A 24036-nucleotide genomic window follows, 5' to 3' on the forward strand; every position below is an offset into this window, starting at 1 on the left:
CCGCTCGCGGCCCCGTTGCCGCGCTTAGTCTCACCTGCGATTGTCTGTACTGCGTCTGCGTTTCGTCTGCTCGCGTTGTCTGGTCTTCTCGCTCAGCCCCTTCACGTGCCGGAGCCGGTCGACTGGACCTCGAGCGCCCGCGCGAGGACCTTGCCCGCCAGCCTGGCGGCAAACCCCTCGACGTCCACTCCCTGCCCCTCGACGCAGACCGAGATGGCCAGCGTCGGGTTGTCGTACGGCGCGAAGCCGATGAAGAACGAGTTGATGTTGCCGTCCTCGACCTGGGCGGTGCCGGTCTTGCCGGCCACCTGGACCCCGTAGACCTGGGCGCCCGTGCCCGTGCCGTGGTCCACGACGCCGAGCATGGCCTCCTTGAGCTGGTCGGCGGCCTGGGCCGAGATGGCCTGGCCGAGGGAGCGCGGCGAGGTCGTCGAGGTCACCACCCCCTCGGGGGAGAGGACGTGGTCGACCACGTAGGGGTCCATGGCGACGCCGCCGTTGGCGATGGTCTGCGCCACGACCGCGTTCTGCATGACCGAGACCTGCGGCCCGGCGGGGCTCTCGTGCTGGCCGACGGGCTGCCCGCATGCCGCCCAGGCGGTCTCCCACTCCGTCATCTCCGAGGGGACGGGCATGAGGGAGGGGAGCGTGGTGAAGTCCTGGCCGAGGTTGCGGCCGTAGCCAAAGGCGTTGGCGTAGCTCACGAGCAGGTCTGACCCCACCTCGACGCCGAGCTGGGCGAAGGCGGTGTTGGACGAGAGGGCAAAGGCCTCGCGCAGCGTGGGCTCGCCGTAGTCGTTCTCGCCGTAATTGGTGACCTCGCCGCCGCCGATCTCGATCGAGGGGCCGGCGTAGTAGACGTCGTCGAGCGTCGCGGTGCCGGAGTCGAGCGCCGCCGCCAGCGTGACGGTCTTGAACGACGAGCCGGGCGAGTAGAGCGCCTGGGTGGTGCGGTCGAGCAGCTCGCCGCCCGTGCCCTCGGCGATGACGGTGTCGAGCTCGTCGATCGTGTAGGTGGGGCTCGAGGCCTTGGCGAGCACGGCGCCGGTCTTGGGGTTGAGGACCACGATGGCGCCCGTGTAGCCGGAGAGCGCCTCCTCGGCGGCCTGCTGGATCTGCGAGTTGATGGTGAGCGCGACGGTGGAGCCGGACTGCTGGACGCCGGCGAGCGAGTAGAGGGCGCTGCGCCAGTCGGAGTAGTCGGCGTGTCCCGTGAGGGTCTCGTTCATCGTCGCCTCGACGCCCGAGCTGCCGTACTGGGTCGAGACGTAGCCCACCGTGTGGCGCGCGAGCGAGCCCTGCGGATAGTTGCGCAGGTAGCTGCCATCGTCTTGCTGAACGCTCTCGGCGAGCGTCACGCCGTCGGAGGTGATGATGGCGCCGCGCTGGACGTAGGCGCTTCGGGCGATGGTGTGGTTGTTGGTGGGGAGGTCCTGCACGCGCTGGGCGTCGACCACCTGCACGTAGGTGAGGTTGGCGATGAGCGCGGCAAAGAGCACCGAGAAGACGGTGACCAGCCACGTGAGGCGCTTGCCGAGCGCCACGCGCCCGAGCACGCCGGACTCCTCGGTCTGCAGGCTAAAGCTCGCGCGCGCGTGGGCCCCGTGGACCACTGCGTCGGGCGCGGGGGTTGCGGCGCCGGAGAGGGAGAGCAGCTCGTCCATCTCGGAGCGCTCACCCGTGAGCCCGCTCTCCATCTGCGACTCGCGCCCGGTGCCCTCGTCGCCGGCGCGCAGCAGCAGGCCGACGATGATGAAGCAGGCGAGAAGCGAGGTGCCGCCCTGGCTCGCGAAGGGCAGGGTGACGCCGGTGAGCGGCAGCAGCTTGGTGACGCCTCCCACGATGAGAAACGCCTGGAAGACGATGGCGCTCGTGAGGCCCACGGCGGCAAAGGCCGAGGTGTCGGTCTTGGCGCGCGCCGCCGTCGCGAAGCCGCGGACGCCGAGCAGCAGGTAGAGCATCAGCAGGCCCGCGCCGCCGAGAAGCCCCGTCTCCTCTGCGATGGCGGAGAAGATGAAGTCGCTCGAGACCACGGGGATGAGGGTCGCCATGCCCTTGCCGATGCCGGTGCCCGTGAGCCCGCCGTCGGCGAGCGAGTAGAGGGACTGCACGATCTGGTAGCTGCCGCCCGAGGTGTCGGACCACGGGTCGATCCACATGTCGACGCGCGTCCTGACGTGGCCAAAGAGCTGGTAGCAGGCAATTCCGGCCACGGCGAGCAGAAGCACGCTCACCACGACGTAGCTCGCGCGGCCCGTGGCGACGTAGAGCATGATCACAAAGAACGTGAAGAAGAGCAGGGCGCTGCCGAGATCGGTCTCAAAGACCACGACGAGCAGGCTGATGCCCCACATGACCACGATCGGCAGCAGCATGCGCGGCTGCGGGAGCTTGAAGGGGCCCACCCCGCGCATGGACACCGAGAGCGCCTCGCGGTTGGCGGCCAGGTAAAACGCCAGGAAGAGAACAAGCGCGATCTTGGCGAACTCGCCGGGCTGGAAGCCAAAGCCGCCGATGAAGACCCAGAGCTTCGAGCCGTAGCGCTCCGTGCCCACGAGCATGGGCAGGACGAGAAGGACGATTCCCGCGATGCCGAGCGTGTACTTATAGCTCGCGAGCCGGTCGAGGCTGCGGATCACCGCGAGGACCGCGACCATCGCGCCCACGGAGAGGTAGAGCCACACCACCTGGCTCACCGCGGCGTCGGGCGCGAGCCGCGTGAGGAAGGTGATGCCGATGCCCGAGAGGGCAAAGACGATGGGCAGGATGGCCGGGTCGGCGCCCGGCGCGAGGAAGCGGATCGCGACGTGGGCCGCGGCGAAGGCGCCGAGAAGCCCCAGCGGCACGCCGAGGGTCTCGATGCTGAGCGGCAGGTTGGAGGTGACGACGTACATCGCGTAGAGCAAGATGACGGGCACGGCCGCGAGCAGGAGCAAGAAGAGCTCGGTGTTCCTGCGCGAGAGGCCCCGCTCGCCGCGTGCGGGGGCGGCAGCGGCCATCGCCTCGGCGCGGCTCTGCGCGCCGCGATATCGTTCCTTGCGTCCGAACACGCTACTCACCCCCGTCCGTCTGGGAGGGGTCCTCCGAGGTCTCCTGGCCCGGGGCCGGGGCGGCCCCCTCCGAGCTGACCTCCTGGGCGATCTGCGCTGCCTTCTGCTGCTCCTCGTTGATCTGGTCGTGATAGGAGTCGATGGTCGCGAGCGCGGTCTCCTCGTTCTGCACGCGGATTCCGGCCTCGAGCTGGTCTTGGACGGAGGCGGGCAGGTCGGTGACGGAGACGGCGCTCGTTCCCACGAGCTCATTCAGTGGGATGCCAAAGACGTCGCCCTTGATGCCGCGATAGATGGCCACGGAGCCGTTGTCGATGCCCAGGTACCACTCGCCGCGGATGAAGGCGACGCTGATGAGCAGGACGGCGGCCACCACGGCGGCGATGACGCCGGTGACGCTGGCGGCACGGCGCAGCAGGCGTCGGCGCGCGGCGTCGGCGAGGCCGTCGTTGGTCACGTCGACCACGACGACGGTCACGTTGTCGGCGCCGCCGGCGGTGAGGGCGGCGGCGACGAGGTTGTCGGCGGCCTGCTGGGGGGTCGCGCTGGAGACGGCGACGGCCTCGATCTCGCTGTCGGAGATCATGCTGGAGAGGCCGTCGGAGCACAGGATGATGCGGTCGCCGTCGTTCACCTCGAGCGAGAAGTGGTCGGCGTACATCTCGGGGTCGGATCCCAGGGCGCGGGTGATGATGGAGCGCGACGGGTGCGTGCGTGCCTCGTCCGCGGTGATCTGGCCGCAGTCCACGAGCTCCTCGACGTAGGAGTGGTCGTGGGTGATGCGCACGAGGGTGCCGTGATGGAGCACGTAGACGCGCGAGTCGCCCACGTGCGCCACGGCCATGCGGTTCTTCTCGATAAGAACGGCGGTGGCGGTGCAGCCCATGCCGGGCTTGCCGATGCCGTCCTCGGCCCCCTTGATGACCGCGAGGTTGGCGGCCTCCACCGCGGCGCCGAGAAGGACGTCGTCGGCGGTGCCGGGGGCGCGGTCGCCGATGGTCTCGACCGCGATCGAGCTTGCGACCTCGCCGGCCGCGTGCCCGCCCATGCCGTCCGAGACCACGAACAGCGGCGTGCGCAGCAGGAAGGAGTCCTCGTTGTGCCCGCGCACGAGGCCCACGTCGCTTCTCGCCCCCCACGAGATGAACTCGTTGGAGCCCGAGACCGCGTCGGCGCCGGTGCGGCCCTCGACGGGCATCTCGGCGCGTCCGGGCGCGTTGGTCGGCTCGGGCGCGGCGGTGGTCTGAAGGTCCTCGGCCGTCATCCGCGCGTCACCCGCATGATGGTGTCGCCCACCTGGACTTCGTCATCCTCCCTCAGCGTGACGGGCTGGTCGATGACGTGACCGTTGACGAGGGTCCCGTTGGTGGACCCCAGGTCCTCGAGGACGAGGGCGGGCCCCTGGAGGGTGAAGCGGGCGTGCGTTGCCGAGACGTAGGGCTCGTCGATCACGATGTCGGAGGACGGCGAGCGGCCCACGACCACGGGCCCGAGGATGTCCACGTGCAGACCGCGCAGGGTCTTCTTGCCCTTCTCGACGTCGACGGCCCAGATCGCGGAGTCGCGGCGCTGGCCGCGCACGAGGCCGACGCCCGTCCGCATGACCGCGAACAGGAACACGTACAAGACGACGACGAGAAGGATGCGTCCGGCAAACAGCACGAGGTCGATCATCGGCGGATCTCCCTGAACTCGAGGTTCACGAGCCCGACGGTGATGAGGTCACCGTCCTGAAGGGGGCAGGAGGTAACGTCGACGTCGTTGACGAGCGTGCCGTTGGTGGAGTTGAGGTCGGTGATGCGCCAGCCGGTGCCGTCGTGGGTCAGCTCGGCGTGGCTTCTCGAGACGTTGGGGTCGCGCAGGACGATGCTGGCCTGCGAGCGCTCACGCCCGATGACGGCGGAGGGGGCCTGCGCGGTGAAGGTGCGGCCGGTCTGCCTGTCGATGAGCAGGCAGGAGGCGGCGTCGGGGCTCTGCGGCGCGGCGGCGTAGGCGGAGCGCGCCGAGGCCTCGGACACCGCCCCGGCGGGGCTTGCCTCGCTCATGACCTGGCGCATGTCCACGAGCGGGACGCTGCGGCGCTGGGTCTGGGGCACGGGGATGCCGCCCGGCTGCGGCGCGGCGGCGACGAGGCCGGCGTCGGCGAGCGGGACGGGCATGGGCGTCGACTCCGAGGCGGACGCGACGGGGGCGGGCTCGGAGAGCTCGAAGTCAGGGGGCATCACGTCGAGGCCGGCGTCGATGGAGGGGATGGCGGCCTCGCGGCGCGGCGCGGGCGCGGCAAAGGCGTCGTGCGCCTCCTCGCGGGGGTGCGGGGTTGCCGCGGGCTTGCGGCGCGCGACCTGCGCGGCAGCGCCGCCGGCGCTCGAGCTGCCGGCCAGGAAGGCGCGCTCCTCCTCGCGCAGGCGATTGAGCGTCGACGCATCGATGTTCTCGGCAAAGACCGCGAACTTGCCGGGCTTGAGCGAGGGGTCGACCATAAAGCGCACGAGCGGGTTGCCCACGAAGGCGTAGCCCTTCTTCTGGGCTTGGGCGGTCACAAACGACGCCGTCTCGAGAGTGATCTGCTCGTAGAGCGGGCGCATGAGGGAGTCGTCGGTCGCCGAGACGAGCACGGTGTAGAGCGCCGGCGCCGTGTCGACGCCGTCGATCTCATAGGTCTCGTTCTCCATCTCGCGCGCCGCGCGCTTGGCGAGCTTCTTGAAGGAGAAGGGCTCGGTGTAGCCCTGAGGTGCGGCCCCGAACACGGAGCTGATACGTCCCTCGAAATCACTGAGGAAGCTCATACGTTATTCATCGCCTTCCCGGTCCTCGAAGAGCGGGCCTCTCAGGACAGTCGCAGTGCACAGAAGCACGAATAAGAGTACCGCAACTACCACGGGCTCCCCATCGGGAGTGCCCCATATACCGCCATTCTCCATCCCCGCCGCCGTGACCTGCGAGACCACGAGCAGGGCGAGGCCAAGCGCCTGGCCGGCGATCCCGGCGCCGACCGACCCGCGCATCGCGACCGCAGACGCCACGAGCGCGCAGCTCACCGAGCCCGCCGCCAGGACCCAGAAAGAGGGCTGGGACCACTCCTGCCCGAGCTCCCAGATGATGGCGGGCGCCGAGAAGCCCTGCGCGACGGCGACGTGAAAGAGGCCTCCCATCAGGTGGCCCGCGAGGCCCGTGAGCGCCGCGGGGAGCGGGTCGAGCGCATATCCCGCGAGCGCGGCCCCCGCGGAGGGCGACGGCAGGCAGCAGGGGAGGAGCAGGGCGGCGCTGCCGAGGCGGTCGGTCCGCCCGGCGAGCGCCCACCACGCGACGAGCGCGACGGCGCATGCCGCGGAGAGGGGAAAGGACTGGGGCGTGGGCGCCGCCGTCGCCAGCGCGGCCACCAGGGCGCCTCCCGCCAGGACCGACCCGAGGGGCGGCCAGAGCGCCGAGGCGCCGGCGCACACGAGCGAGGCGACGGCGATGAGCTGGTCGTCCGCGCCCGGCAGCGAGGGGATCACGAGCCGCAGCGCCGCAAAGGCGAGAAGCGCCGTGACGGCGCGCGCGATCGCGCCCGGCAGCCAGGGGTGGCTCAGGCCGAGCGCGATCCGCGCGGTGGCGGTGGGCTCGCCGGCCTCGTCGCTCTCGGCCTGGTTGACCAGCTCGGCGAGGGAGGTCGCGCCCTCGCGCGGGCTCCCGAGGCAGGGGAGGAGCTCGTCGGAGAGCTCGAGCGCGTCGGGGGTTCTTCTCGCCGGCTGCGGGTCGAGCGCCGCGAGCAGGGCCTGCGCTGCGTCCGCGTCGAGCTCGGGGCAGGAGCGGACGACCTGGCGCGCGGCCCCGCGCTCGATCTTGTCGAGGGAGGCGGCCGCCGTCGGCGCGGCGAAGGGGCTCGCCCCCGTGAGGGCCTGGAGCGTCACGACGGCGAGGGAGAAGACATCGGTCCGCTCGTCGACGAGCATGCCCTCGATCTGCTCGGGCGGCATGTAGCCGACGGTCCCGCCGCGCGCGTCGCCGTAGCCGGCGGCGGAGGAGAGCGTCGCCATGCCAAAGTCGGCGAGCTTCACGACGCCGCGGCGGTCGATGAGGATGTTGGTGGGCTTGATGTCGAGGTGCAGCACGCGGTTCTCGTGCGCGAAGGCCAGGGCGCGCGCCACGGAGTCGACCACGTGGGCGCACTCGGCGGGCGTGAGACGGCCCCCCTCCACGCGGGCGAGCAGCTCGGCGAGGTTGAGCCCGTCGACGTACTCCATCACGAGATAGGCAAACGAGCCGTCCGACTCAAAGTCGAGCATCGTGACGATGTTTGGGTGGCTGAGCATGCAGGCGGTGCGGGCCTCGGCGAGCGCCTCGGCCGCCGTGGTGCCCGTCTCGGCGAGCAGCGGCATGCGCTTGATCGCCACGCGCCGCTGCAGGCGCAGGTCCCAGCAGGTGCAGACGGTCCCAAAGCCGCCCGTTCCGCAGCGCGCGAGCACGCGGTATCGGCCGAGAAGGACCTCGTCGGCAGGGCGCCCGCGCGCGCCACCGACGCCCGCGCCCGCTGTGCTTGGCGTGTCGCTCACGGCTCCTCCCTCGTTTTGGCTGCGTGTGGCCGTGTGGGGTCATTCTACCCCGAAAAAGCCCTTGGCAGGAGTCGGGGCATGCGCTAGAATGGCCCATGCACGCGGGCGTGGCGGAATTGGCAGACGCGTACGGTTCAGGTCCGTATGGGGGCAACTCCATGAAGGTTCAAGTCCTTTCGCCCGCACCATGAATGAGAGGGGCCTCGGCTTTCGCCGGGGCCCTTTTGCGTGCGCGTCTGCGCGATGGGCTGGCCGCGGGCCTTTTCGCCCGCGCCTGGGCCTACTCGGAGTCGTCCCCGAACAGGTCCCAGTCGCTCTCGCCCTTCTCGTGGTTGAAGTAGCGCCGCTTGGTCGTGCGCTCCATGATGATGGCGATGAGCAGGCACACCACGATTCCGCCGAGAATCAGGCAGATGACTCCGGTGCGGTCGTTGAAGAGCCAGGTGAGAAAGTCGCTGATCGCCTGCATTCGATGCCTCCCAAGTGCGTACGAAGATTTCCGCGCACAAGTATATACTTGGGAGGCCGCCGCCTCGCGCGGCGACGTGGCCATGGCTGAAGGCAAGGAGCTAGCATGCTTGACATCAAGTTCGTCCGTGAGAACCCCGACGTCGTCGACAAGTCGTGCGCGTCCCGTCAGAACGCCCACTGGGACCGCGAGAGGTTCTTCGAGCTCGACGAGGAGCGCCGCTCCGTCATCGCCGAGGTCGAGAAGCTCCAGGCCGAGCGCAACTCCGTCTCCAAGGAGATCGGCCAGCTCATGCGCGAGGGCAAGAAGGACGAGGCCGAGGCCGCCAAGGCGCGCGTCGCGGCCAACAAGGAGCGCATCTCCGAGCTTGACGCCCGCCGCACCGAGGTGGAGGACGCCCTGTTTGACCTGGTGTCCCGCATCCCCAACATCCCCCACGAGAGCGTCCCCTACGGCAAGGACGACTCCGACAACCCCGAGGTGCGCCGCTGGGGCACCCCGCGCGAGTTCGACTTCGAGCCCAAGGCGCACTGGGACCTGGGTCCCGCCACGGGCATGATCGACTTCGACCGCGGCGTCAAGGTCGCCGGCGCCCGCTTCTACGTGCTCGGCGGCATGGGTGCCCGCATGGAGCGCGCGCTGATCAGCTTCATGGTGGACATGCACGTCAAGGCCGGTTTCAAGGAGTGGTGGATGCCCGTCATCACCAACCGCGAGACCCTCTTTGGCACGGGCCAGCTGCCCAAGTTCGAGGACGACCTCTATCACGTCAACCCCGACCTCTACCTCATCCCCACGGCCGAGGTCATGCTCACCAACCTGCACCGCGGCGAGGTGCTCGACGGCTCTCAGCTGCCGCTGTGGTACACGGCCTTCACACCGTGCTTCCGCGAGGAGGCGGGCTCGGCCGGCCGCGACACCCGCGGCATCATCCGCGTGCACCAGTTCGACAAGGTCGAGATGGTCAAGTTCGCCAAGCCCGAGGACTCGATGAACCAGCTCGAGAGCATGGTCTCCGAGGCCGAAGCGGTGCTCCAGGCGCTCGAGCTTCCCTACCACGTGGTGACGCTGTGCACCGGCGACATCGGCTTCTCCGCCGCCAAGTGCTATGACCTCGAGGTCTGGCTGCCCAGCTACAACGCCTACAAGGAGATCTCCTCCTGCTCCAACTGCTGGGACTTCCAGGCGCGCCGCGCCAACATCCGCTACAAGGACCCGGCCGAGTTCAAGGGCACGCGCTACGTGCACACGCTCAACGGCTCCGGACTTGCCGTGGGCCGCACCATGGCGGCCATCATGGAGAACTATCAGAACGAGGACGGCTCCATCACGGTGCCCGAGGCGCTGCGGCCCTACATGGGCGGCGTCGAGGTCATCAGGCCCGAGGCGTAGCCTCGATTGGCCTCGTGAGGTCCAGGGCCGTCCGCTTGGGCGGCCCTTTTTCAAAAAGTCGAGAAGAACATCTGTTCGAGGAACATATGTTCTGATATGCTGAGGACACGTCGTCAGAGGGGAGTGGTCGAGGTGTTCGAGAACGAGGTCGCACGGTTTGAGAGTGCGGGGGACGTCCGCACGATGCACGTCTACGAGGAGGACGGCAGGATCGTGGTGAGGGAGGACCTCGAGGGGCCCTCCACGCTCATCGTCTACGGGGAGGATCGCCGCAGCCTGAGGGTGGCGTTTGGCCCCGAGGCGCTCGCCGCCCTGCTCGCCGCGATCGGCTTCGCCGGTTCGGCGGACTCTCTCTGGGGCTACGTGTCCCGCGAGGACCATGACATCGTGGACCTCATGGACCTCTGCGACCAGCGGGGGATACCCTACGAGTTCAGCTCCATCGGGTCGGGCGGAGACTGCCAGCTCAGGCCCGCCGCGTGCTAGGTGCGCCTCACGTCAAACTCAAAGCGGTTGCTCTCGCCGCGGTAGGTGGCTATCGAGTACTCAACGGGCGTTCCCTCTGCGTCTCGCGCGACCGTGTGGAAGAGCAGAAGAGGATCTCCCTGCTCGACGTCGAGAAGTGCGGCAGACGCGCTGTCCGCCTTGATTGCCTCAAGGCACCTATGGGCGCTCACGACGGGTCTGCCGCACTCCTCCATGGCAGCGTAGAGGCTCGTCGCGTTGAAGTCGTAGCTGCCGAGCTCAGGATAGGGGTCGCAGGGGACGTAGCTCTCCACAAAGACGTTGGGGACGTCATCGGCGTAGCGCAGGCGCACGAGGCGGTACACCTGCTCGCCCTCCTTGAGGGCTAGGGCGCGCGCGACCCCCTCGTTTGCCCCCTCGCTTCTAAAGACGAGCACAGCGGTCTTGGGCATGCGTCCGACGAGCCGCATCGCGTCCTCGAAGCTGCTGATGGTCATCGTGAACGACTGGTCCACCTTGGGCTGCGTCACGACGGTGCCGCGCCGCCGGCGCTTCTCAAGGTAGCCCTCCTCGGCGAGCAGCTTGAGCGCCTGGCGCACGGTGGGCCTGCTTACGCCATACATCTGGGCGAGTTCGAGCTCGGAGGGTATGACCTGTCCCTCGGGGTAGGTCCCGTCCAATATCTTGGAGAGGAGGTCTTTTCGGATGGTCTCATAGAGAGTCATTGCCTACCTCGCATGCAGAAGCTGTGAACTTACATATATGTGACATATTGCGTGCCCCTGACTGTTATGTTAGCAACATATTGATCTCAAAGGAAGCAGGAGGACGCGGACATGAAGCGCTACACGCTCGATGACCTTGCTCGTCTCGTCGATCACACCAACCTGCACGCGGATGCTACGAGAGCGGACATGGAGAGGCTCTGCGGCGAGGCGAGGCGCTATCACTTTAGGATGGTCGCCATCAACTCGGTGCAGTCGAGGCTCTGCGCCGAGCTGCTCGCCGGGACGGACGTCCACGTCGGGGCCGCCATCGGCTTTCCCCTCGGGCAGACCTCGATCGCCGTGAAGGTGTTCGAGACGCGCGACGCCATCGCAAACGGCGCCAACGAGATCGACTACGTCGTCAACCTCACCGAGGTCAAGGCCGGAAACTGGGACTACGTTCGCGACGAGATGAGCCAGATCGTGGCGGTTTGTCGTGAGGTGGGCGTCCCTTCCAAGGTCATCTTCGAGAACTGCCTGCTCACGCGCGACGAGAAGATCGCTCTTTGTGAGGTTGCCAACGAGGTGCTCCCTACCTTCGTCAAGACCTCGACGGGCTTCTCGACCGGCGGCGCCACGGTCGAGGACGTGCGCCTCATGCGCGAGCACGTGGATGCGCGCGTGAAGGTCAAGGCCGCCGGCGGCATCCGCACCGCGGATGACTTCCTTGCGATGGTCGCCGCCGGCGCCGAGCGCATCGGCTGCAGCGCGGGCGTCCCCATCATGGAGGAGCTGAGGTCTCGTATGGAGGCCGCGGGCATCGACCACTACGAGCTCTAGGAGGCGAGATGGGACCTCTGCTGCTCAGGCCCAACTACATCTCGCCCGTCTGGTCCGGATCGCGCGTGAATGAGGCGCGCGGCATTGCGGGGGACGTGCTCTATGGCGAGTCGTTTGACGTCTCGGTGCACGAGGGGCTCGTCAACATCGTGGAGGGCGGGCCGCATGACGGCACGCCGCTCGACGAGCTCGTGCGCGAGCACGCCGCGCAGATCATGGGTGACCTCGCCGGAGAGGATGGCATCGTCCAGGTGCTCGTGATGGACGCGGCCCAGAACCTGTCCGTGCAGGTGCACCCCGACGAGGCCTATGCCCGTGCGCACGAGGGCGACCACGAGAAGACCGAGTCCTGGTACATCTTCGCGGCGGAGCCGGGTGCCTTCATCTATTGCGGCACCACGACCGACGACGTCGACGCCCTGCGCTCCGCCGCGGCGGACGACACAATTGGCGACCGCTATTGCCGCAAGGTCCCGGTGAGCGAGGGCGACTTCATCCTCATCCCCGCGGGCACGCTGCACGCCCTCGGGGCGGGCGTCTTTGCCCTCGAGGTGGGGAGCCTCGGCTTCAAGACCTACCGCATCTGCGACTGGGGCCGCGGACGGGAGCTCCACGTGAGGCAGGGCTTTGACGTGCTGCAGACCGGGTGCCGTCCCGAGCCCAACCACCTCGGGCCCTTTGACCCGTCCGTCCCGGCGGGCGTGCGCCGCGGCGTGACCCATCGACTGTTTGTCTCGGACGTCGTGGACGTGCGCGGATCGTGGGAGCGGCAGATGGACGGGCGCTACGAGGTGCTCTCCTGCGTCGCGGGCACGGCGCTCGTGCGCACCGCGGAGGGCTCGGTCGAGCTGCCCTACACGCGCTCGCTGCTCATGCCCGCGAGCGCGGGGTCATATGTCATCGAGGGAACGTGCCGGGTGCTTCGCAGCTACGCCACGCGCCCGGGCGAGGTCGCATAGGAGGAAGGGCATGAAACGAGTTCTGGTCACGGGCGCTCGCGGCTATCTGGCGAGCCTGGCGCAGCTCTACAACGCAGGCCGCTACGAGTTCGTGCGCGTCTCGCACGCGGACGTGGACTTCCGCGACCCGGCGGGGGTCGAGGAGTTCTTCCGCGCGGCGGACTTTGACGTCTGCCTGCACATGGCGGCGGATGCCACGACGGCCCACTGCGAGCAGGACCCCGAGGGCACGCACCGCGTGAACACGGAGTCGGCGATCGCCATCGCCCGCGTCTGTCACGAGCGGGGAAGGCGCGTCGTCTTTATCTCCACCGAGCAGTGCTTCAACGCCTCCCCGGGGGAGGCGCCCTTCTCGGAGGAGGACGAGCAGGCCTCGACCACGCGCTACGGTCAGCAGAAGATGGAGGCCGACGCCTGGATTCGCGAGAACGTGGACGACTACCTCATCCTCCGCTTTTCGTGGATGTTTGGCCTGGCACTCTCGGGCGTGCGCCCCTCGCCCAACATCCTCACCAACGTGATGTCCGTCCTGCGCCAGGGGAAGCCGGGCTCCTTCCGCGTGCACGAGCGCCGCAACATGACCTACGCCCAGCGATTTGCCGGCCAGCTGCCGCAGATTCTCGCGCTGCCGAGCGGGGCGTATCACTTTGCCAGCCAAAACGGCCGCACCACCTACGAGACCGCGCGCCTGGTCGCCGAGCGGCTGGGGTGTCCCGCGGCGGAGGTGGACCGTCTGATCTTGCCGGACGAGGAGACGTATGCGGAGCGCCCGCGCGACTTCCGCCTGGCGTCGGACAAGATTCAGGCCGCGGGCATCGAGCTCGGGACCTTCGAGGAGGACCTGGACGCCTGTCTCAAGGACTTTGGCCTGGCATAGGCCTTGGCGCCGTCGCGAGCGCGGCGGCGCGCCCTTCTCGCCTGATTCTGCGCGCCCGTCGAGTGCGGTCTGGCCCGCACTCGACGGGCGCACTTGAAGACGCCGCGCAAGAGGGCGCCCGCACTCGATGGGCGCTCTGCCCAAAACGGCCCGCACTTGTTGCCCGCACTCATGAGTGCGGGCGCCGTAAACGCAAAAGGGGCTCCCGAAGGAGCCCCTTAGATTGCGTGGTGCGGCGTATAGGATTCGAACCTATGACGCCCTGATTCGTAGTCAGGTCCTCTATCCAGCTGAGGTAACGCCGCGTGCAGTTGAGAATAATGCCACGTGCCCTCCCGCCCGTCAAGCGAGAATCCAAAAAATGTTGGAGATGTGGGCGGCTTTGCAACGAGAAGGGCCCGCTCCGCGCGCGGCGGGACGGGCCCTGAGCAATCTGGCGGAGAGCTGGGGATTCGAACCCCAGATAGGATTTGCATCCTATACTCGCTTAGCAGGCGAGCACCTTCGGCCTCTCGGTCAGCTCTCCGTGAGTGGTGCTAGAGCATGATACCCCACAACGCCGTAACTCACAACTTCAACCTCTGAGCCGGTCGAGAAAAACCTCGTCCACGACGATGTCGTCGCGATGCGCGGCGATCTTGTCCCATGAGAACGACCTCACGAGCTCCTCGGGCCGCGCCTCGCAGCCCTCCTCGACAAGGCCCGCGGCCGCGGCCAGGGCCCCGACGATGCGCTCTGCCGGCACGCCGCGCTCGCGCAGCGCACCGAGGTCGAGGTCGCGGTCGCGCTTGGCGAGGCGCCGTCCGTCCGGGGCCACGAGCAGCGGAACGTGTCCATAGCGCGGCGGGTCCCATCCGAGCAGGCGCGCCAGGTAGGTCTGGCGCGCGCACGAGGGCAGCAGGTCGTGGCCGCGCACCACCTGCGTCACGCCCATGAGCGCGTCGTCCACCACCACAGCGAGCTGGTAGGCAACCACGCCGTCGCTGCGCCGCACGAGAAAGTCGCCGCAATCGCGCGCGAGCACCTCGCGGTGCGGCCCGTAGGCCAGGTCGCAGAACTCGACGGTGCCCGCCGGGTCGTCCGCCTCGGGGACGCGCAGGCGCAGCGAGGGCGGCCGGTCGGCCGCGCGACGCGCCACCTCATCCGCCGAGAGCCCCCGGCAGGTGCCCGGGTACACGAGCGCGCCGTCCGAGGCGTGCGGCGCCGAGGCCGCGCGCAGGTCGGCGCGGGTGCAGAAGCAGGGGTAGAGTAGCCCCTGAGCTTCGAGCCGCGAGAGCGCCTCGGCGTAGACGCCCGCCCGCTCGCTCTGCCAGTGGGGCCCCTCGTCCCAGGTCATGCCGAGCCACTCGAGATCGCCGATCAGCGTCTGGGCGACCCCCGGGCGTTGGGCCCGCGGGTCAAGGTCCTCGATGCGCAGCACGATCGAGCCGCCCGCCGCCCGCGCGGAGAGCCAGGCCACGAGCGCCGAGAACACGTTTCCCAGGTGCATCCGCCCGGACGGCGTCGGCGCAAAACGCCCGCGCACGGGGCGCGCGCTCCTATCTTCGAGGCTCTTCTCGCTCACGGCTATGCCCCCAGGGCCCGAATGGGTATGACGTAGACGCCGTCCTGCCGACGGTAGGCCGCCTCGCCTGTGCCGAGGAGCACCGCGAGGAAGGAAGGCTTGGGGGTGCGCCCAAGGCTGTCTCGCATGAGCTTGTCTCGCAGGCGAATGAGATTGGCGGCCGCCTCGGGGACCTTCTGCTCGCTGAGCTTGATCTCAAAGGCCCCCCAGCTGCCGTCCGCTCGCTCGACGATCGCATCGACCTCAAGGTCGGAGTCGTCGTGGTAATACCTCAGCGGGTGGGCGGGGGAGTCGGGGAGGGCGCGCGCGTAGACGTCGAGGTCTCTCATGCAGAGATTCTCAAAGACCATGCCAAACGTCTGCCAGTCCTGAAGAAGGGACTCTGCAGACAGCCCTAGGAGAGCCACGGGCAAGGAGGGGTCTGCGAAATAGCGTCGGGGCCTGAGCCGCATGCGCTTGGGGGATCGCGATGCGGGGACCCATCCGGGTACCTCGTCGACGAGATAGGAGCGGACGAGCAGGTCGAGGTGGGAGGCGATCTCTCGAAGCTCCGTGTCGGACGGGCTGGAGTCATCGTGCGCATAGACGTCACGTGCGAGGGTCGCATTGGTGACAAGTTGCCCAAGGCTACGGGCCAGGGCGAGGCAAAGACGTCTGCTGACGAGCTCCTTGCCTCCGAGCTGCGGGATGCTCTGTCCGTGAAATGCGGCGAGGTAGTCGCGCGCAACGGTCTGTGCGTCCGCGGACGATCTCTCTATGGTGGCGGGCCAGCCGCCCCGGCATGCGATTTCCGCGAGCTGCGCAATGCCCGTTGGGCACTGGCAGGGAGAGAAGTTCCCGTCAAAGAGCCCTGCGAGGCTCACCCGCGCGTTTGACTCTTCCGACTCCGTCAACGTCATCGGATGCATTCTCACCCGGCCTATTCTTCCTGCTCCGCTGTGGGTGGTCTGGTCTTGGCGCGGGGTGGACGAACCGGTGAGGATCCAGCCGCCCGGCGCGTTGGCGGCCGCGTCGACGGCATGCCGGACGGCGTCCCAGATGGTCGGAACGCGCTGCCACTCGTCGACGACATGAGGCTTCTCGCCAACGAGGGGATAGGACGGGTCGGCCTGGGAGATGGACAGGTTGGCTCCACGGTCAATGTACGTGACGCTGTTTGCATGGGCGAGGGACGACCAGGTCTTTCCGCACCACTTTGCCCCGTATATCTCGATTGCCCCGAACAAGGTGAGGTAGCGCTCGATCTGTGTGTCGACGATGCGAGGCCGATAGGCTTCCGGACGCGTTGAGGCGACGTCCATGTGTGCTCCAAACAAGCCGTTGACGGTGAATCCTAAAATCCGAATCTAATTATACCTAAAATCCGAATTATTTGGATACAGGAGTCCGAACTCTGAGGAGGCAGAAATACGAATCAGCGCGCTTCCCCTCAGAGCTCCTGCTCGTACACATAGACGTGGAAGTCGTCCGTGGCGGGGTCGGCGCCCGGCCAGTACGCCCGCGAGCGCCGCCGCATCGCGCAGCTGAGCCCCTTGTGCTCGTAGAAGCCAACGTCGCAGGCGTCGTCGGTGAGCAGGTGATAGCCCGGCGCCCCGGTCTTGCGCACGCGCTCCACCGCGGCCGAGAAGAGCCTGCCGCCGATGCCCAGGCCCTTTGCGTCGGGCGAGACGATGAGCAGCTTGATGGTGGCGGCGGTGCCGGGCGCCCCCGTCGCCGCGTACTCGCGCTCGAGCTCGGCCTCCTCCTCGACGCCGCTCATCTCCACGCGGATGGCCTCCGCGAGCTCGGGGTCCTTCTCGGCCTCCGCCGCAAGGCGCTCCTCGAGTGCGAGCCACGCGCCCGGGATGGGCTCGCTGTCGCGCTCGACCAGCAGCACGGCGCCCAGCAGCTCGCCCTCGCGCTCCGCGAGCAGCGACCACGTGGCCTGCGCCAGGTAGTGCGAGAGCTCCACGCGCCCTGCCGCCCGCTGCGCCGCGACGGGGAAGTCGGCGAGCCACGTGCGTCCCACGAGCCCCGCCAGGGGCTCGAAGTCCTTCTCGTCAAAGGCTCTAAAGGTCAACTCGGCGTCTATTTGGGCCATCTTGTCCTCCAGCTGCGGTATCGTAGGAAACGACGGTACTACATGTCGTCGTCAAACCCAAGGAGGGCATATGGCAGACACTCCCATCAAGCGGGCGCTCGTCTCGGTCACGGACAAGACGGGCGTGGTCGACTTCGTCAAGGCGCTCGAGGACGAGTTCGGCGTCGAGGTCATCTCGACGGGCGGCACCGCGCGCGTGCTCGAGGAGGCCGGCGTTCACGTTGTGCCCATCGAGCAGTACACGGGCTTCCCCGAGATGATGGACGGCCGCGTCAAGACGCTTCACCCCAAGGTGCACGGTGGCCTGCTCGCCCGTCGCGACAACCCGGCCCACATGGCCGAGGCCGCTGAGCACGGCATCGGCATGATCGACCTGGTGTGCGTGAACCTCTATGAGTTCGAGAAGACCGTCGCCAACCCCGACGTCACCTTCGACGACGCCATCGAGCACATCGACATCGGCGGCCCCTCCATGCTGCGCTCCGCCGCCAAGAACGCCGACTCGGTGACCGTGGTCTCCGACCCGGCCGACTACGACGAGATTCTCGAGGAGATGCGCGTCAACGACGGCTGCACCTCGCTCGAGCTGCGCCGTTACCTGCAGCTGAAGGTCTACGAGACCACCGCCAACTATGACGCCGCCATCGCGATGTGGCTCGCCGACCGCTACGACGAGGACTTCGCCGACGACGAGTGCGACGACGAGCCGCCGCTTCCCGAGGAGCTCGGCTTCTACCTCGAGAAGGTCGATGACCTGCGCTACGGCGAGAACCCCCAGCAGTCCGCCGCCGTCTATCGCTTTGCCGACGAGGCGGCCGACGCCTTCTCCTCCGCGAACCCCCTCGTGGGTGCCGAGCAGGTCCAGGGCAAGCCGCTCTCCTACAACAACTACCTCGACGCCGACGCCGCCTGGAACCTCGTGCGCGAGTTCGACGGACCCGCCTGCGTGATTCTCAAGCACCAGAACCCCTGCGGATCGGCCGTGGCCGACGACATCACCTGCGCCTACGACCGAGCGTTTGCGTGCGACCCCAAGAGCGCCTTTGGCGGCATCATCGCCTGCAACCGCGAGGTGCCCTTCGAGCTGGTGGAGCACGCCTTTGACGAGAACGGCCAGTTCGTCGAGGTCATCATCGCGCCGAGCTACACGGCCGAGGCGATCGAGCGCATGGCCAAGCGCCCCAACCTGCGCGTGCTCGCGACGGGCGGCGCCGAGGGCCACGCCCGCTATGAGCTGCGCACCGTCGACGGCGGCGTGCTCGTCCAGAACGTCGACACCGTCGCCGAGGACCCGGCGGGCTTCACCTGCCCCACCGAGCGCAAGCCCACCGACGCCGAGATGGAAGAGCTCATGTTCGCCTGGCGCGTCTGCAAGGGCGTGAAGTCCAACGCGATCCTGGTCTCCAAGGACAAGGCCGGCATCGGCATGGGCCCCGGCCAGCCCAACCGCGTCGACTCCGCGCTTCTCGCCTGCCAGCGCGCCGACGAGGCCTGCGAGCGCATGGGCGTCGAGAAGGGCGGCTACGCCTGCGCCTCCGACGCGTTCTTCCCGTTCCGCGACAACGTGGACGTGCTCGCCGAGCACGGCGTGACCTGCATCATCCAGCCCGGCGGCTCCAAGCGCGACGACGAGTCCATCGAGGCCTGCAACGAGCACGGCATCGCGATGGTCTTCACCGGAAACCGCCACTTCCGCCACTAAGGCGAGACAGGCGGGCCTTGTTCACACGCGCCCCGGACGGCCCCGCGTCGTCCGGGGCGCACGCGGGAGGAGAGATGATGGAGGAGTTTGAGCTGGGAACGCCCGCGCTGGTGTGCCGATGGCGGCTCGCCGCGCGCACGCTGCCGCTTGAGAACCGCCACCTTCGGGCGCTCTCGCAGCGGCACGTTGCCGGAAAGGCCGTCTCGACGGGCCTTGTGGCCTGGGCGAAGCAGCACATCGAGTGGACGCTCGCCGAGGGCGCGGCGGACCAGCCCGACGGGGTCCTCATGCTCGTCATGGACGAGCGCGGCCGGGCCGCTATGACCGTCGGACCCTACGAGGAGCTTCCCGATCGCTCGCTCGCGGAGCTCGCCGACCGCGCCCTCGCGGCGCGGCGGGAGGCCGCCGTCACGGGGGTTTCCCCGGAGTCTTTGTGGGTCGTCCGCAACGGCGCTCTCGTGTGGGGCGCCGAGCCTGACGAGCTTGCGTCCGGCGCGGCGTCGCTTGTCGTCGACCTTGCCCATACGCTGGGGATCTCCGTGGAGCGAGCGCCGCGACTCGCCGATGCCGCCCGAGCCGGGGAGGTCGCGCTCGACGAGGCGCTGCTTGTCTCTGACGAGCACGGGCCCGTTGCTGCCGATGGCCTGGGCGGGCCCGTCGCAGAGCGTCTCGCCCGGGGCTACGCCACGCTGCTCGAGCGCGCGGCGCGCCGGCCCCTTGGCGCATAAGGGCGACGCTCAGCCCTCCGCCGCGGAGAGGCTCCACGCCGCGGCCGCCTCGGAGCAGATGAGCTCGAGGTCCCACGTGCGCATGCTGCGCCCGACGCTGTTCGAGTCGTGGACGACGGCCTTGCCGTCCGCCCCCAGCCGCTCGATGACGATGAAGTGCCCGATCTCGGTGAAGGTGCCCGGGTTCATCACGCAGACGACGGGGTTTCCCGCCTCGAGGGACTCGCGCATCGCGTCGGCGGTCGCATAGATCATGGAGCCCGAGAGCCCCAGCTCGGCGGCTCCCTCGCTCATGAGGGTCCAGGACGACCCCTCTCCGTCGGTCGCGTAGCCGCCCTCGGTGCTGAACTCCGCCATCTGCACGGGGTCGAGGTCGGTGTTGCCGGTGAGATAGACGTAGACCATCGAGAGCGCCGTCGGCCCGCAGCCGGTCTTGGCGAACTTGCCGCCCGCGTAGTCCGCGTCCGACCACTGCGGGTCGATCTGGTAGAGGTAGGGCATGACGCCCTTGCGCCACTCGTCGCGCGGCGTGCTCTCCACGGTGGGCTCGTCGGCGTGCGCGATCTCGACAGGGTCCGTGGCGACGGGCTCCTCCTGCTTGCCCTCGCACCCCAGAAGGGTCGTCGTGGCGAGAAGGGCCACGAGCAGCAGCGCCGGCCAGCGCCGCGTTCCCCTGCGGTCTCGTCTCACGCGCACCCCCTCTCGTCGCACTGCTCAGCGGCGATTCTACCACGGGGCGTGCGCCCGGGCGCCCCGTCCGAGGGCACGGAGCGTAATTCCTAGAAAAGAGTAGGTTTTATCAGCGCTTTGTTAGCCCGCGCCCTCCTTCCGAAAAAAGGCAACGCTCGGCGAAAAATGCTACGCGGATACCGTGCCAACCGCCCTGCGGGAGGGTACACTGTGACCATGCGTGGGCCCATGGCCCGACTCAGTCATGCGTCTTATGGGTGAGTTCACGCTGGGGGCCCGACGCCCCCGCCATCCGTCACACGACGAAGGAGAGGATATGGCGCGTAAGTTTAAGTCCATGGACGGCAACGAGGCCGCATCGTACGTCTCGTATGCGTTCACCGAGGTGGCGGGCATCTACCCGATCACCCCGTCCAGCCCCATGGCCGACCACGTCGACCAGTGGGCCGCTCAGGGCATGAAGAACGTCTTTGGCACCCCGGTCAAGGTCGTCGAGATGGAGTCCGAGGCGGGCGCCGCGGGCACCGTCCACGGCTCGCTCGGCGCCGGCGCCCTCACGACGACCTATACGGCGTCGCAGGGCCTGCTCCTCATGATCCCCAACATGTACAAGATCGCGGGCGAGGGCCTGCCGGGCGTCTTCCACGTGTCCGCCCGTACGGTCGCCTCCCACGCGCTCAACATCTTTGGCGATCACTCCGACGTCATGGCCTGCCGCCAGACCGGCTTTGCCATGCTCGCCGAGGGCAACGTCCAGGAGGTCATGGACCTCGCGCCGGTGGCCCACCTCGCGGCCATCGAGGGCAAGGTGCCGTTCCTGAACTTCTTCGACGGCTTCCGCACCTCCCACGAGATCCAGAAGGTTGCGGTCTGGGACTTCGACGACCTCAAGGACATGCTGGACATGGATGCCGTCCAGGCCTTCCGTGACCACGCCCTCAACCCGGAGCACCCGCACGCCCGCGGCTCCCACGAGAACGGCGACATCTTCTTCCAGCACCGCGAGGCCTGCAACAAGGCCTACGACGCGCTGCCCGCCGTCGTCCAGTCCTACATGGACAAGATCAACGAGAAGCTCGGCACGAGCTATCACCTCTTCGACTACTACGGCGCCGACGACGCCGACCGCGTGGTCGTCTGCATGGGCTCGTTCTGCGACACCCTCGAGGAGGTCATCGACTACCTCAACGCCCACGGCGAGAAGGTCGGCCTCGTGAAGGTTCGCCTGTACCGTCCGTGGTCCGTCGAGGACTTCGTGGCCGCGCTGCCCGCCACGGTCAAGAAGATTGCCGTCCTCGACCGCACCAAGGAGCCCGGCTCCATCGGCGAGCCCCTCTACCAGGACGTCATCACCGCCCTCTATGAGGCCGGCAAGGACGGCATCACCGTGGTCGGCGGCCGCTACGGCCTCGGCTCCAAGGACGAGCCGCCTGCGGCAGCATTCGCCGTCTACAAGGAGCTCGAGAAGGACGCTCCCGCCCGCGAGTTCACCATCGGCATCGTGGACGACGTCACCAACCTCAGCCTCCCCATGGACCCGGACGCCCCCAACACGGCCGATCCCTCCACGATCGAGTGCAAGTTCTGGGGCCTCGGCGGCGACGGCACCGTTGGCGCCAACAAGAACTCCATCAAGATCATCGGCGACCACACCGACAAGTACGTCCAGGCCTACTTCCAGTACGACTCCAAGAAGACCGGCGGCGTCACCATCTCGCACCTGCGCTTCGGTGACTCCCCGATCCGTTCGCCGTACTACATCAACAAGGCCAACTTCGTGGCCTGCCATAACCCGTCCTACATCGTCAAGGGCTTCCCGATGGTCCGTGACGTCAAGCCGGGCGGCACGTTCCTGGTGAACTGCCAGTGGACCGACGAGGAGTTCGCCTCCCACCTCGCCGCTGACGCCAAGCGCTACATCGCCAAGAACAACATCAACGTCTACCTGATCGACGCCATCGACCTCGCCGAGAAGGTCGGCATGGGCAAGCGCACCAACACCGTGCTGCAGTCCGCGTTCTTCTCGCTCGCTCAGGTCCTTCCCGCCGCTGACGCCATTCAGTACATGAAGGACGCCGCCGAGAAGTCTTACGCCAAGAAGGGCCAGAACATCGTCGAGGCCAACTGGAAGGCCATCGACGCCGGCGCCACCGCCTACCGCAAGTTCGAGGTGCCCGCCGACTGGGCCGACGCCACCGACGAGAAGGTCGAGCTCACGCTCGAGGGTCGCGAGGCCATCGTCAAGCAGGTCCGCGAGCTCATGGAGCCGATCAACCGCATGGACGGCGACTCGCTGCCCGTCTCCAAGTTCGTCGACGTCGCCGACGGCCAGTGGGAGCTCGGTGCCTCCGCGTACGAGAAGCGCGGCGTCGCTGTCATGGTCCCGCACTGGGACGAGTCCAAGTGCATCCAGTGCAACCAGTGCTCGTTCGTGTGCCCGCACGCCACGATTCGCCCGATCGTCATGAACGCCGACGAGCAGGCCGCCGCTCCCGAGGAGATGCGCCGCATCGACGTCATGGTTCCCAAGAACTCCGGCCTCACCTTCACCATGGCCGTCAGCCCGCTCGACTGCATGGGCTGCACCAACTGCGTCAAGGTCTGCCCGAAGGGCGCCCTCACGATGGTGCCGCAGGAGTCCGAGCTCGACCAGGCTCCGGTCTGGGATTACGCGGTCAACAAGGTCTCCGAGAAGAAGGAGCTCGTCGCCGCCAACGTCAAGGGCAGCCAGTTCGCCAAGCCCTACCTCGAGTTCTCCGGCTCCTGCGCCGGCTGCGCCGAGACCGCGTATGCGCGCCTCGTCACGCAGGTCTGCGGTGACCGCATGTTCATCTCCAACGCCACCGGCTGCTCCTCCATCTGGGGCAACCCCGCCGCCACCTCGCCCTTCACGGTCAACGAGTGCGGCCACGGCCCGGCGTGGAACAACTCCCTCTTCGAGGACAACGCCGAGCACGGTCTGGGCCTCGCCCTTGGCTACGACGCCGTCCAGGAGAAGATCGTCGCCGAGACCGAGAAGCTCCTCCAGTCCGACTGCGCCTCTGACGCCCTGAAGGAGGCCGCGACCGCTTGGCTCGAGGCCCGCAAGGACACCGAGGCCAGCAAGACCACCGCTGCCGCCTACGTGGCAGAGCTCGAGAAGGCCGAGTGCGACACCGCCAAGGCCATCCTCGTCGACAAGGCCTACCTCACCAAGAAGGCCTTCTGGATCTTCGGCGGCGACGGCTGGGCCTACGACATCGGCTTCGGCGGCCTCGACCACGTGCTTGCCTCCGGCAACAACGTGAACGTCTTCGTCTTCGACACCGAGGTCTACTCCAACACCGGCGGCCAGGCCTCCAAGGCCTCCAACATCGGCCAGGTGGCCCAGTTCGCGGCCTCCGGCAAGGTGACCAAGAAGAAGAGCCTCGCCGAGATTGCCATGTCCTACGGCTACGTCTACGTGGCGCAGGTCGCCATGGGCGCCAACATGCAGCAGACCCTCAAGGCCATCCACGAGGCCGTGAGCTACGATGGTCCGTCGCTGATCATCGGCTACAGCCCCTGCGAGATGCACTCCATCAAGGGTGGCGGCATGCAGAACTGCCAGGCCGAGATGAAGAAGGCCGTCGAGTGCGGCTACTGGAACCTCTTCCGCTTCAACCCGGCTGCCCCCACGGGCAAGAAGTTCACGCTCGACTCCAAGGAGCCGGCTGGCGGGTACCAGGACTTCCTGATGAACGAGGCTCGTTACACCTCGCTCACCCGCTCCTTCCCCGAGCGCGCCAAGGAGCTCTTCGCCCAGAACGAGGAGGCCGCCATGGCTCGCTACGCGCACCTGCTCAAGCTCAAGGACCTCTACGCCGAGGCGTAGCTTCCGGCGCGAGTTCCTCTCGCTGAGCTCATAGCGTGAGCAAGGGCCCCCGACGCTGTTCGGGGGCCCTTTTTGCGCGGCGCCGGGGCGTCTTCGCCGACGCTCGAGGCGAACTCCGGGATTTC

The 24036-nt window shown here is 68.0% G+C and carries 19 protein-coding genes and 3 tRNA genes; 9 read left to right on the forward strand and 13 right to left on the reverse strand.

Annotated features, from left to right (window positions below; genetic code table 11):
• Positions 1-101: 101 nt before the first annotated feature.
• The 5 genes from B5F85_RS01735 to B5F85_RS01755 are packed head-to-tail and all read right to left on the reverse strand — an operon-like array spanning position 102 to position 7585.
• Positions 102-2999: an FtsW/RodA/SpoVE family cell cycle protein gene (locus B5F85_RS01735; RefSeq protein WP_087313953.1), complete on the reverse strand. Its 2898-nt coding sequence runs from the start codon at positions 2997-2999 to the stop codon at positions 102-104.
• Positions 3000-3051: 52 nt separating this feature from the next.
• Positions 3052-4314 (reverse strand): Stp1/IreP family PP2C-type Ser/Thr phosphatase, encoded by a 1263-nt coding sequence (locus B5F85_RS01740; RefSeq protein WP_239386577.1) that lies wholly within the window; start codon positions 4312-4314, stop codon positions 3052-3054.
• The gene (locus tag B5F85_RS01745) at positions 4311-4724 is read right to left on the reverse strand and encodes an FHA domain-containing protein (RefSeq protein ID WP_087313795.1); all 414 of its coding nucleotides are present in this window, start codon (positions 4722-4724) and stop codon (positions 4311-4313) included. The genes B5F85_RS01740 and B5F85_RS01745 overlap by 4 nt, the downstream gene beginning before the upstream one ends.
• A complete protein-coding gene (locus B5F85_RS01750) occupies positions 4721-5836 on the reverse strand; it encodes a DUF3662 and FHA domain-containing protein (RefSeq protein WP_087313797.1) in 1116 nt (371 codons plus the stop codon). The genes B5F85_RS01745 and B5F85_RS01750 overlap by 4 nt, the downstream gene beginning before the upstream one ends.
• A 3-nt stretch (positions 5837-5839) precedes the next feature.
• On the reverse strand, positions 5840-7585 hold the full coding sequence (locus B5F85_RS01755; protein WP_087313799.1) for a serine/threonine-protein kinase: 1746 nt from the start codon (positions 7583-7585) through the stop codon (positions 5840-5842).
• Between the two features lie 101 nt (positions 7586-7686).
• On the opposite strand from B5F85_RS01755, the gene B5F85_RS01760 reads away from it, so the two are divergent.
• Positions 7687-7773 (forward strand) — tRNA-Leu (locus B5F85_RS01760).
• A 92-nt stretch (positions 7774-7865) separates the two neighbouring features.
• Here B5F85_RS01760 and B5F85_RS01765 read toward each other — a convergent pair.
• Positions 7866-8054: a DUF6724 family protein gene (locus B5F85_RS01765; RefSeq protein WP_087313801.1), complete on the reverse strand. Its 189-nt coding sequence runs from the start codon at positions 8052-8054 to the stop codon at positions 7866-7868.
• 105 nt (positions 8055-8159) lie between these two features.
• Here B5F85_RS01765 and serS point away from each other — a divergent pair, with 105 nt between their 5' ends.
• Both serS and B5F85_RS01775 read left to right on the forward strand, forming a co-directional pair.
• Positions 8160-9446, forward strand: a complete 1287-nt coding sequence (gene serS, locus B5F85_RS01770) for a serine--tRNA ligase (protein ID WP_087313803.1) — start codon at positions 8160-8162, stop codon at positions 9444-9446.
• 132 nt (positions 9447-9578) lie between these two features.
• Positions 9579-9932, forward strand: a complete 354-nt coding sequence (locus tag B5F85_RS01775; RefSeq protein WP_143786111.1) for a hypothetical protein — start codon at positions 9579-9581, stop codon at positions 9930-9932.
• On the opposite strand, the gene B5F85_RS01780 is transcribed toward B5F85_RS01775, so the two are convergent.
• Entirely contained in the window at positions 9929-10636 is a 708-nt protein-coding gene (locus B5F85_RS01780; RefSeq protein ID WP_087313808.1) for a GntR family transcriptional regulator, read from the reverse strand. The two genes, B5F85_RS01775 and B5F85_RS01780, sit on opposite strands and share 4 nt — an antisense overlap.
• 111 nt (positions 10637-10747) lie before the next feature.
• Between B5F85_RS01780 and deoC the strand changes: the two genes are divergently transcribed.
• The 3 genes from deoC to B5F85_RS01795 are packed head-to-tail and all read left to right on the forward strand — an operon-like array spanning position 10748 to position 13294.
• Complete coding sequence (gene deoC, locus B5F85_RS01785; protein ID WP_087313810.1) at positions 10748-11458, forward strand: deoxyribose-phosphate aldolase; 711 nt, start codon at positions 10748-10750, stop codon at positions 11456-11458.
• 8 nt (positions 11459-11466) lie between these two features.
• On the forward strand, positions 11467-12417 hold the full coding sequence (locus tag B5F85_RS01790; RefSeq protein WP_087313812.1) for a class I mannose-6-phosphate isomerase: 951 nt from the start codon (positions 11467-11469) through the stop codon (positions 12415-12417).
• Between the two features lie 10 nt (positions 12418-12427).
• The gene (locus B5F85_RS01795) at positions 12428-13294 is read left to right on the forward strand and encodes a sugar nucleotide-binding protein (protein WP_087313814.1); all 867 of its coding nucleotides are present in this window, start codon (positions 12428-12430) and stop codon (positions 13292-13294) included.
• A gap of 228 nt (positions 13295-13522) precedes the next feature.
• On the opposite strand, the gene B5F85_RS01800 is transcribed toward B5F85_RS01795, so the two are convergent.
• The 5 genes from B5F85_RS01800 to B5F85_RS01820 form a co-directional block, all read right to left on the reverse strand.
• Positions 13523-13599: transfer RNA gene (locus B5F85_RS01800), tRNA-Arg, on the reverse strand.
• 129 nt (positions 13600-13728) lie between these two features.
• A tRNA-Ser gene (locus B5F85_RS01805) sits at positions 13729-13820 on the reverse strand.
• A gap of 48 nt (positions 13821-13868) precedes the next feature.
• A complete protein-coding gene (gluQRS, locus tag B5F85_RS01810; protein ID WP_255373637.1) occupies positions 13869-14858 on the reverse strand; it encodes a tRNA glutamyl-Q(34) synthetase GluQRS in 990 nt (329 codons plus the stop codon).
• Positions 14859-14860: 2 nt separating this feature from the next.
• Positions 14861-16159, reverse strand: coding sequence for a DUF4143 domain-containing protein (locus B5F85_RS01815; protein WP_087313817.1), 1299 nt, complete (start codon positions 16157-16159; stop codon positions 14861-14863).
• Positions 16160-16287: 128 nt separating this feature from the next.
• Positions 16288-16938, reverse strand: a complete 651-nt coding sequence (locus B5F85_RS01820; protein ID WP_087313819.1) for a GNAT family N-acetyltransferase — start codon at positions 16936-16938, stop codon at positions 16288-16290.
• Positions 16939-17008: 70 nt separating this feature from the next.
• Here B5F85_RS01820 and purH point away from each other — a divergent pair, with 70 nt between their 5' ends.
• Positions 17009-18640 (forward strand): bifunctional phosphoribosylaminoimidazolecarboxamide formyltransferase/IMP cyclohydrolase, encoded by a 1632-nt coding sequence (gene purH, locus B5F85_RS01825; protein WP_087313821.1) that lies wholly within the window; start codon positions 17009-17011, stop codon positions 18638-18640.
• A 77-nt stretch (positions 18641-18717) separates the two neighbouring features.
• Positions 18718-19368 carry a hypothetical protein gene (locus B5F85_RS01830; protein ID WP_239386579.1) on the forward strand — a complete coding sequence of 217 codons (651 nt, stop codon included), beginning with the start codon at positions 18718-18720 and terminating at the stop codon, positions 19366-19368.
• 9 nt (positions 19369-19377) lie between these two features.
• Here the strand turns inward: B5F85_RS01830 and B5F85_RS01835 are convergent, their stop codons facing one another.
• The gene (locus B5F85_RS01835; RefSeq protein WP_087313825.1) at positions 19378-20058 is read right to left on the reverse strand and encodes a C39 family peptidase; all 681 of its coding nucleotides are present in this window, start codon (positions 20056-20058) and stop codon (positions 19378-19380) included.
• Positions 20059-20374: 316 nt separating this feature from the next.
• On the opposite strand from B5F85_RS01835, the gene nifJ reads away from it, so the two are divergent.
• The gene (gene nifJ / locus B5F85_RS01840) at positions 20375-23911 is read left to right on the forward strand and encodes a pyruvate:ferredoxin (flavodoxin) oxidoreductase (protein WP_087313827.1); all 3537 of its coding nucleotides are present in this window, start codon (positions 20375-20377) and stop codon (positions 23909-23911) included.
• The last annotated feature ends 125 nt before the right edge of the window (positions 23912-24036 follow it).

It is taken from the genome of Olsenella sp. An293, from assembly GCF_002159495.1.
Lineage (GTDB): Bacteria > Actinomycetota > Coriobacteriia > Coriobacteriales > Atopobiaceae > Thermophilibacter.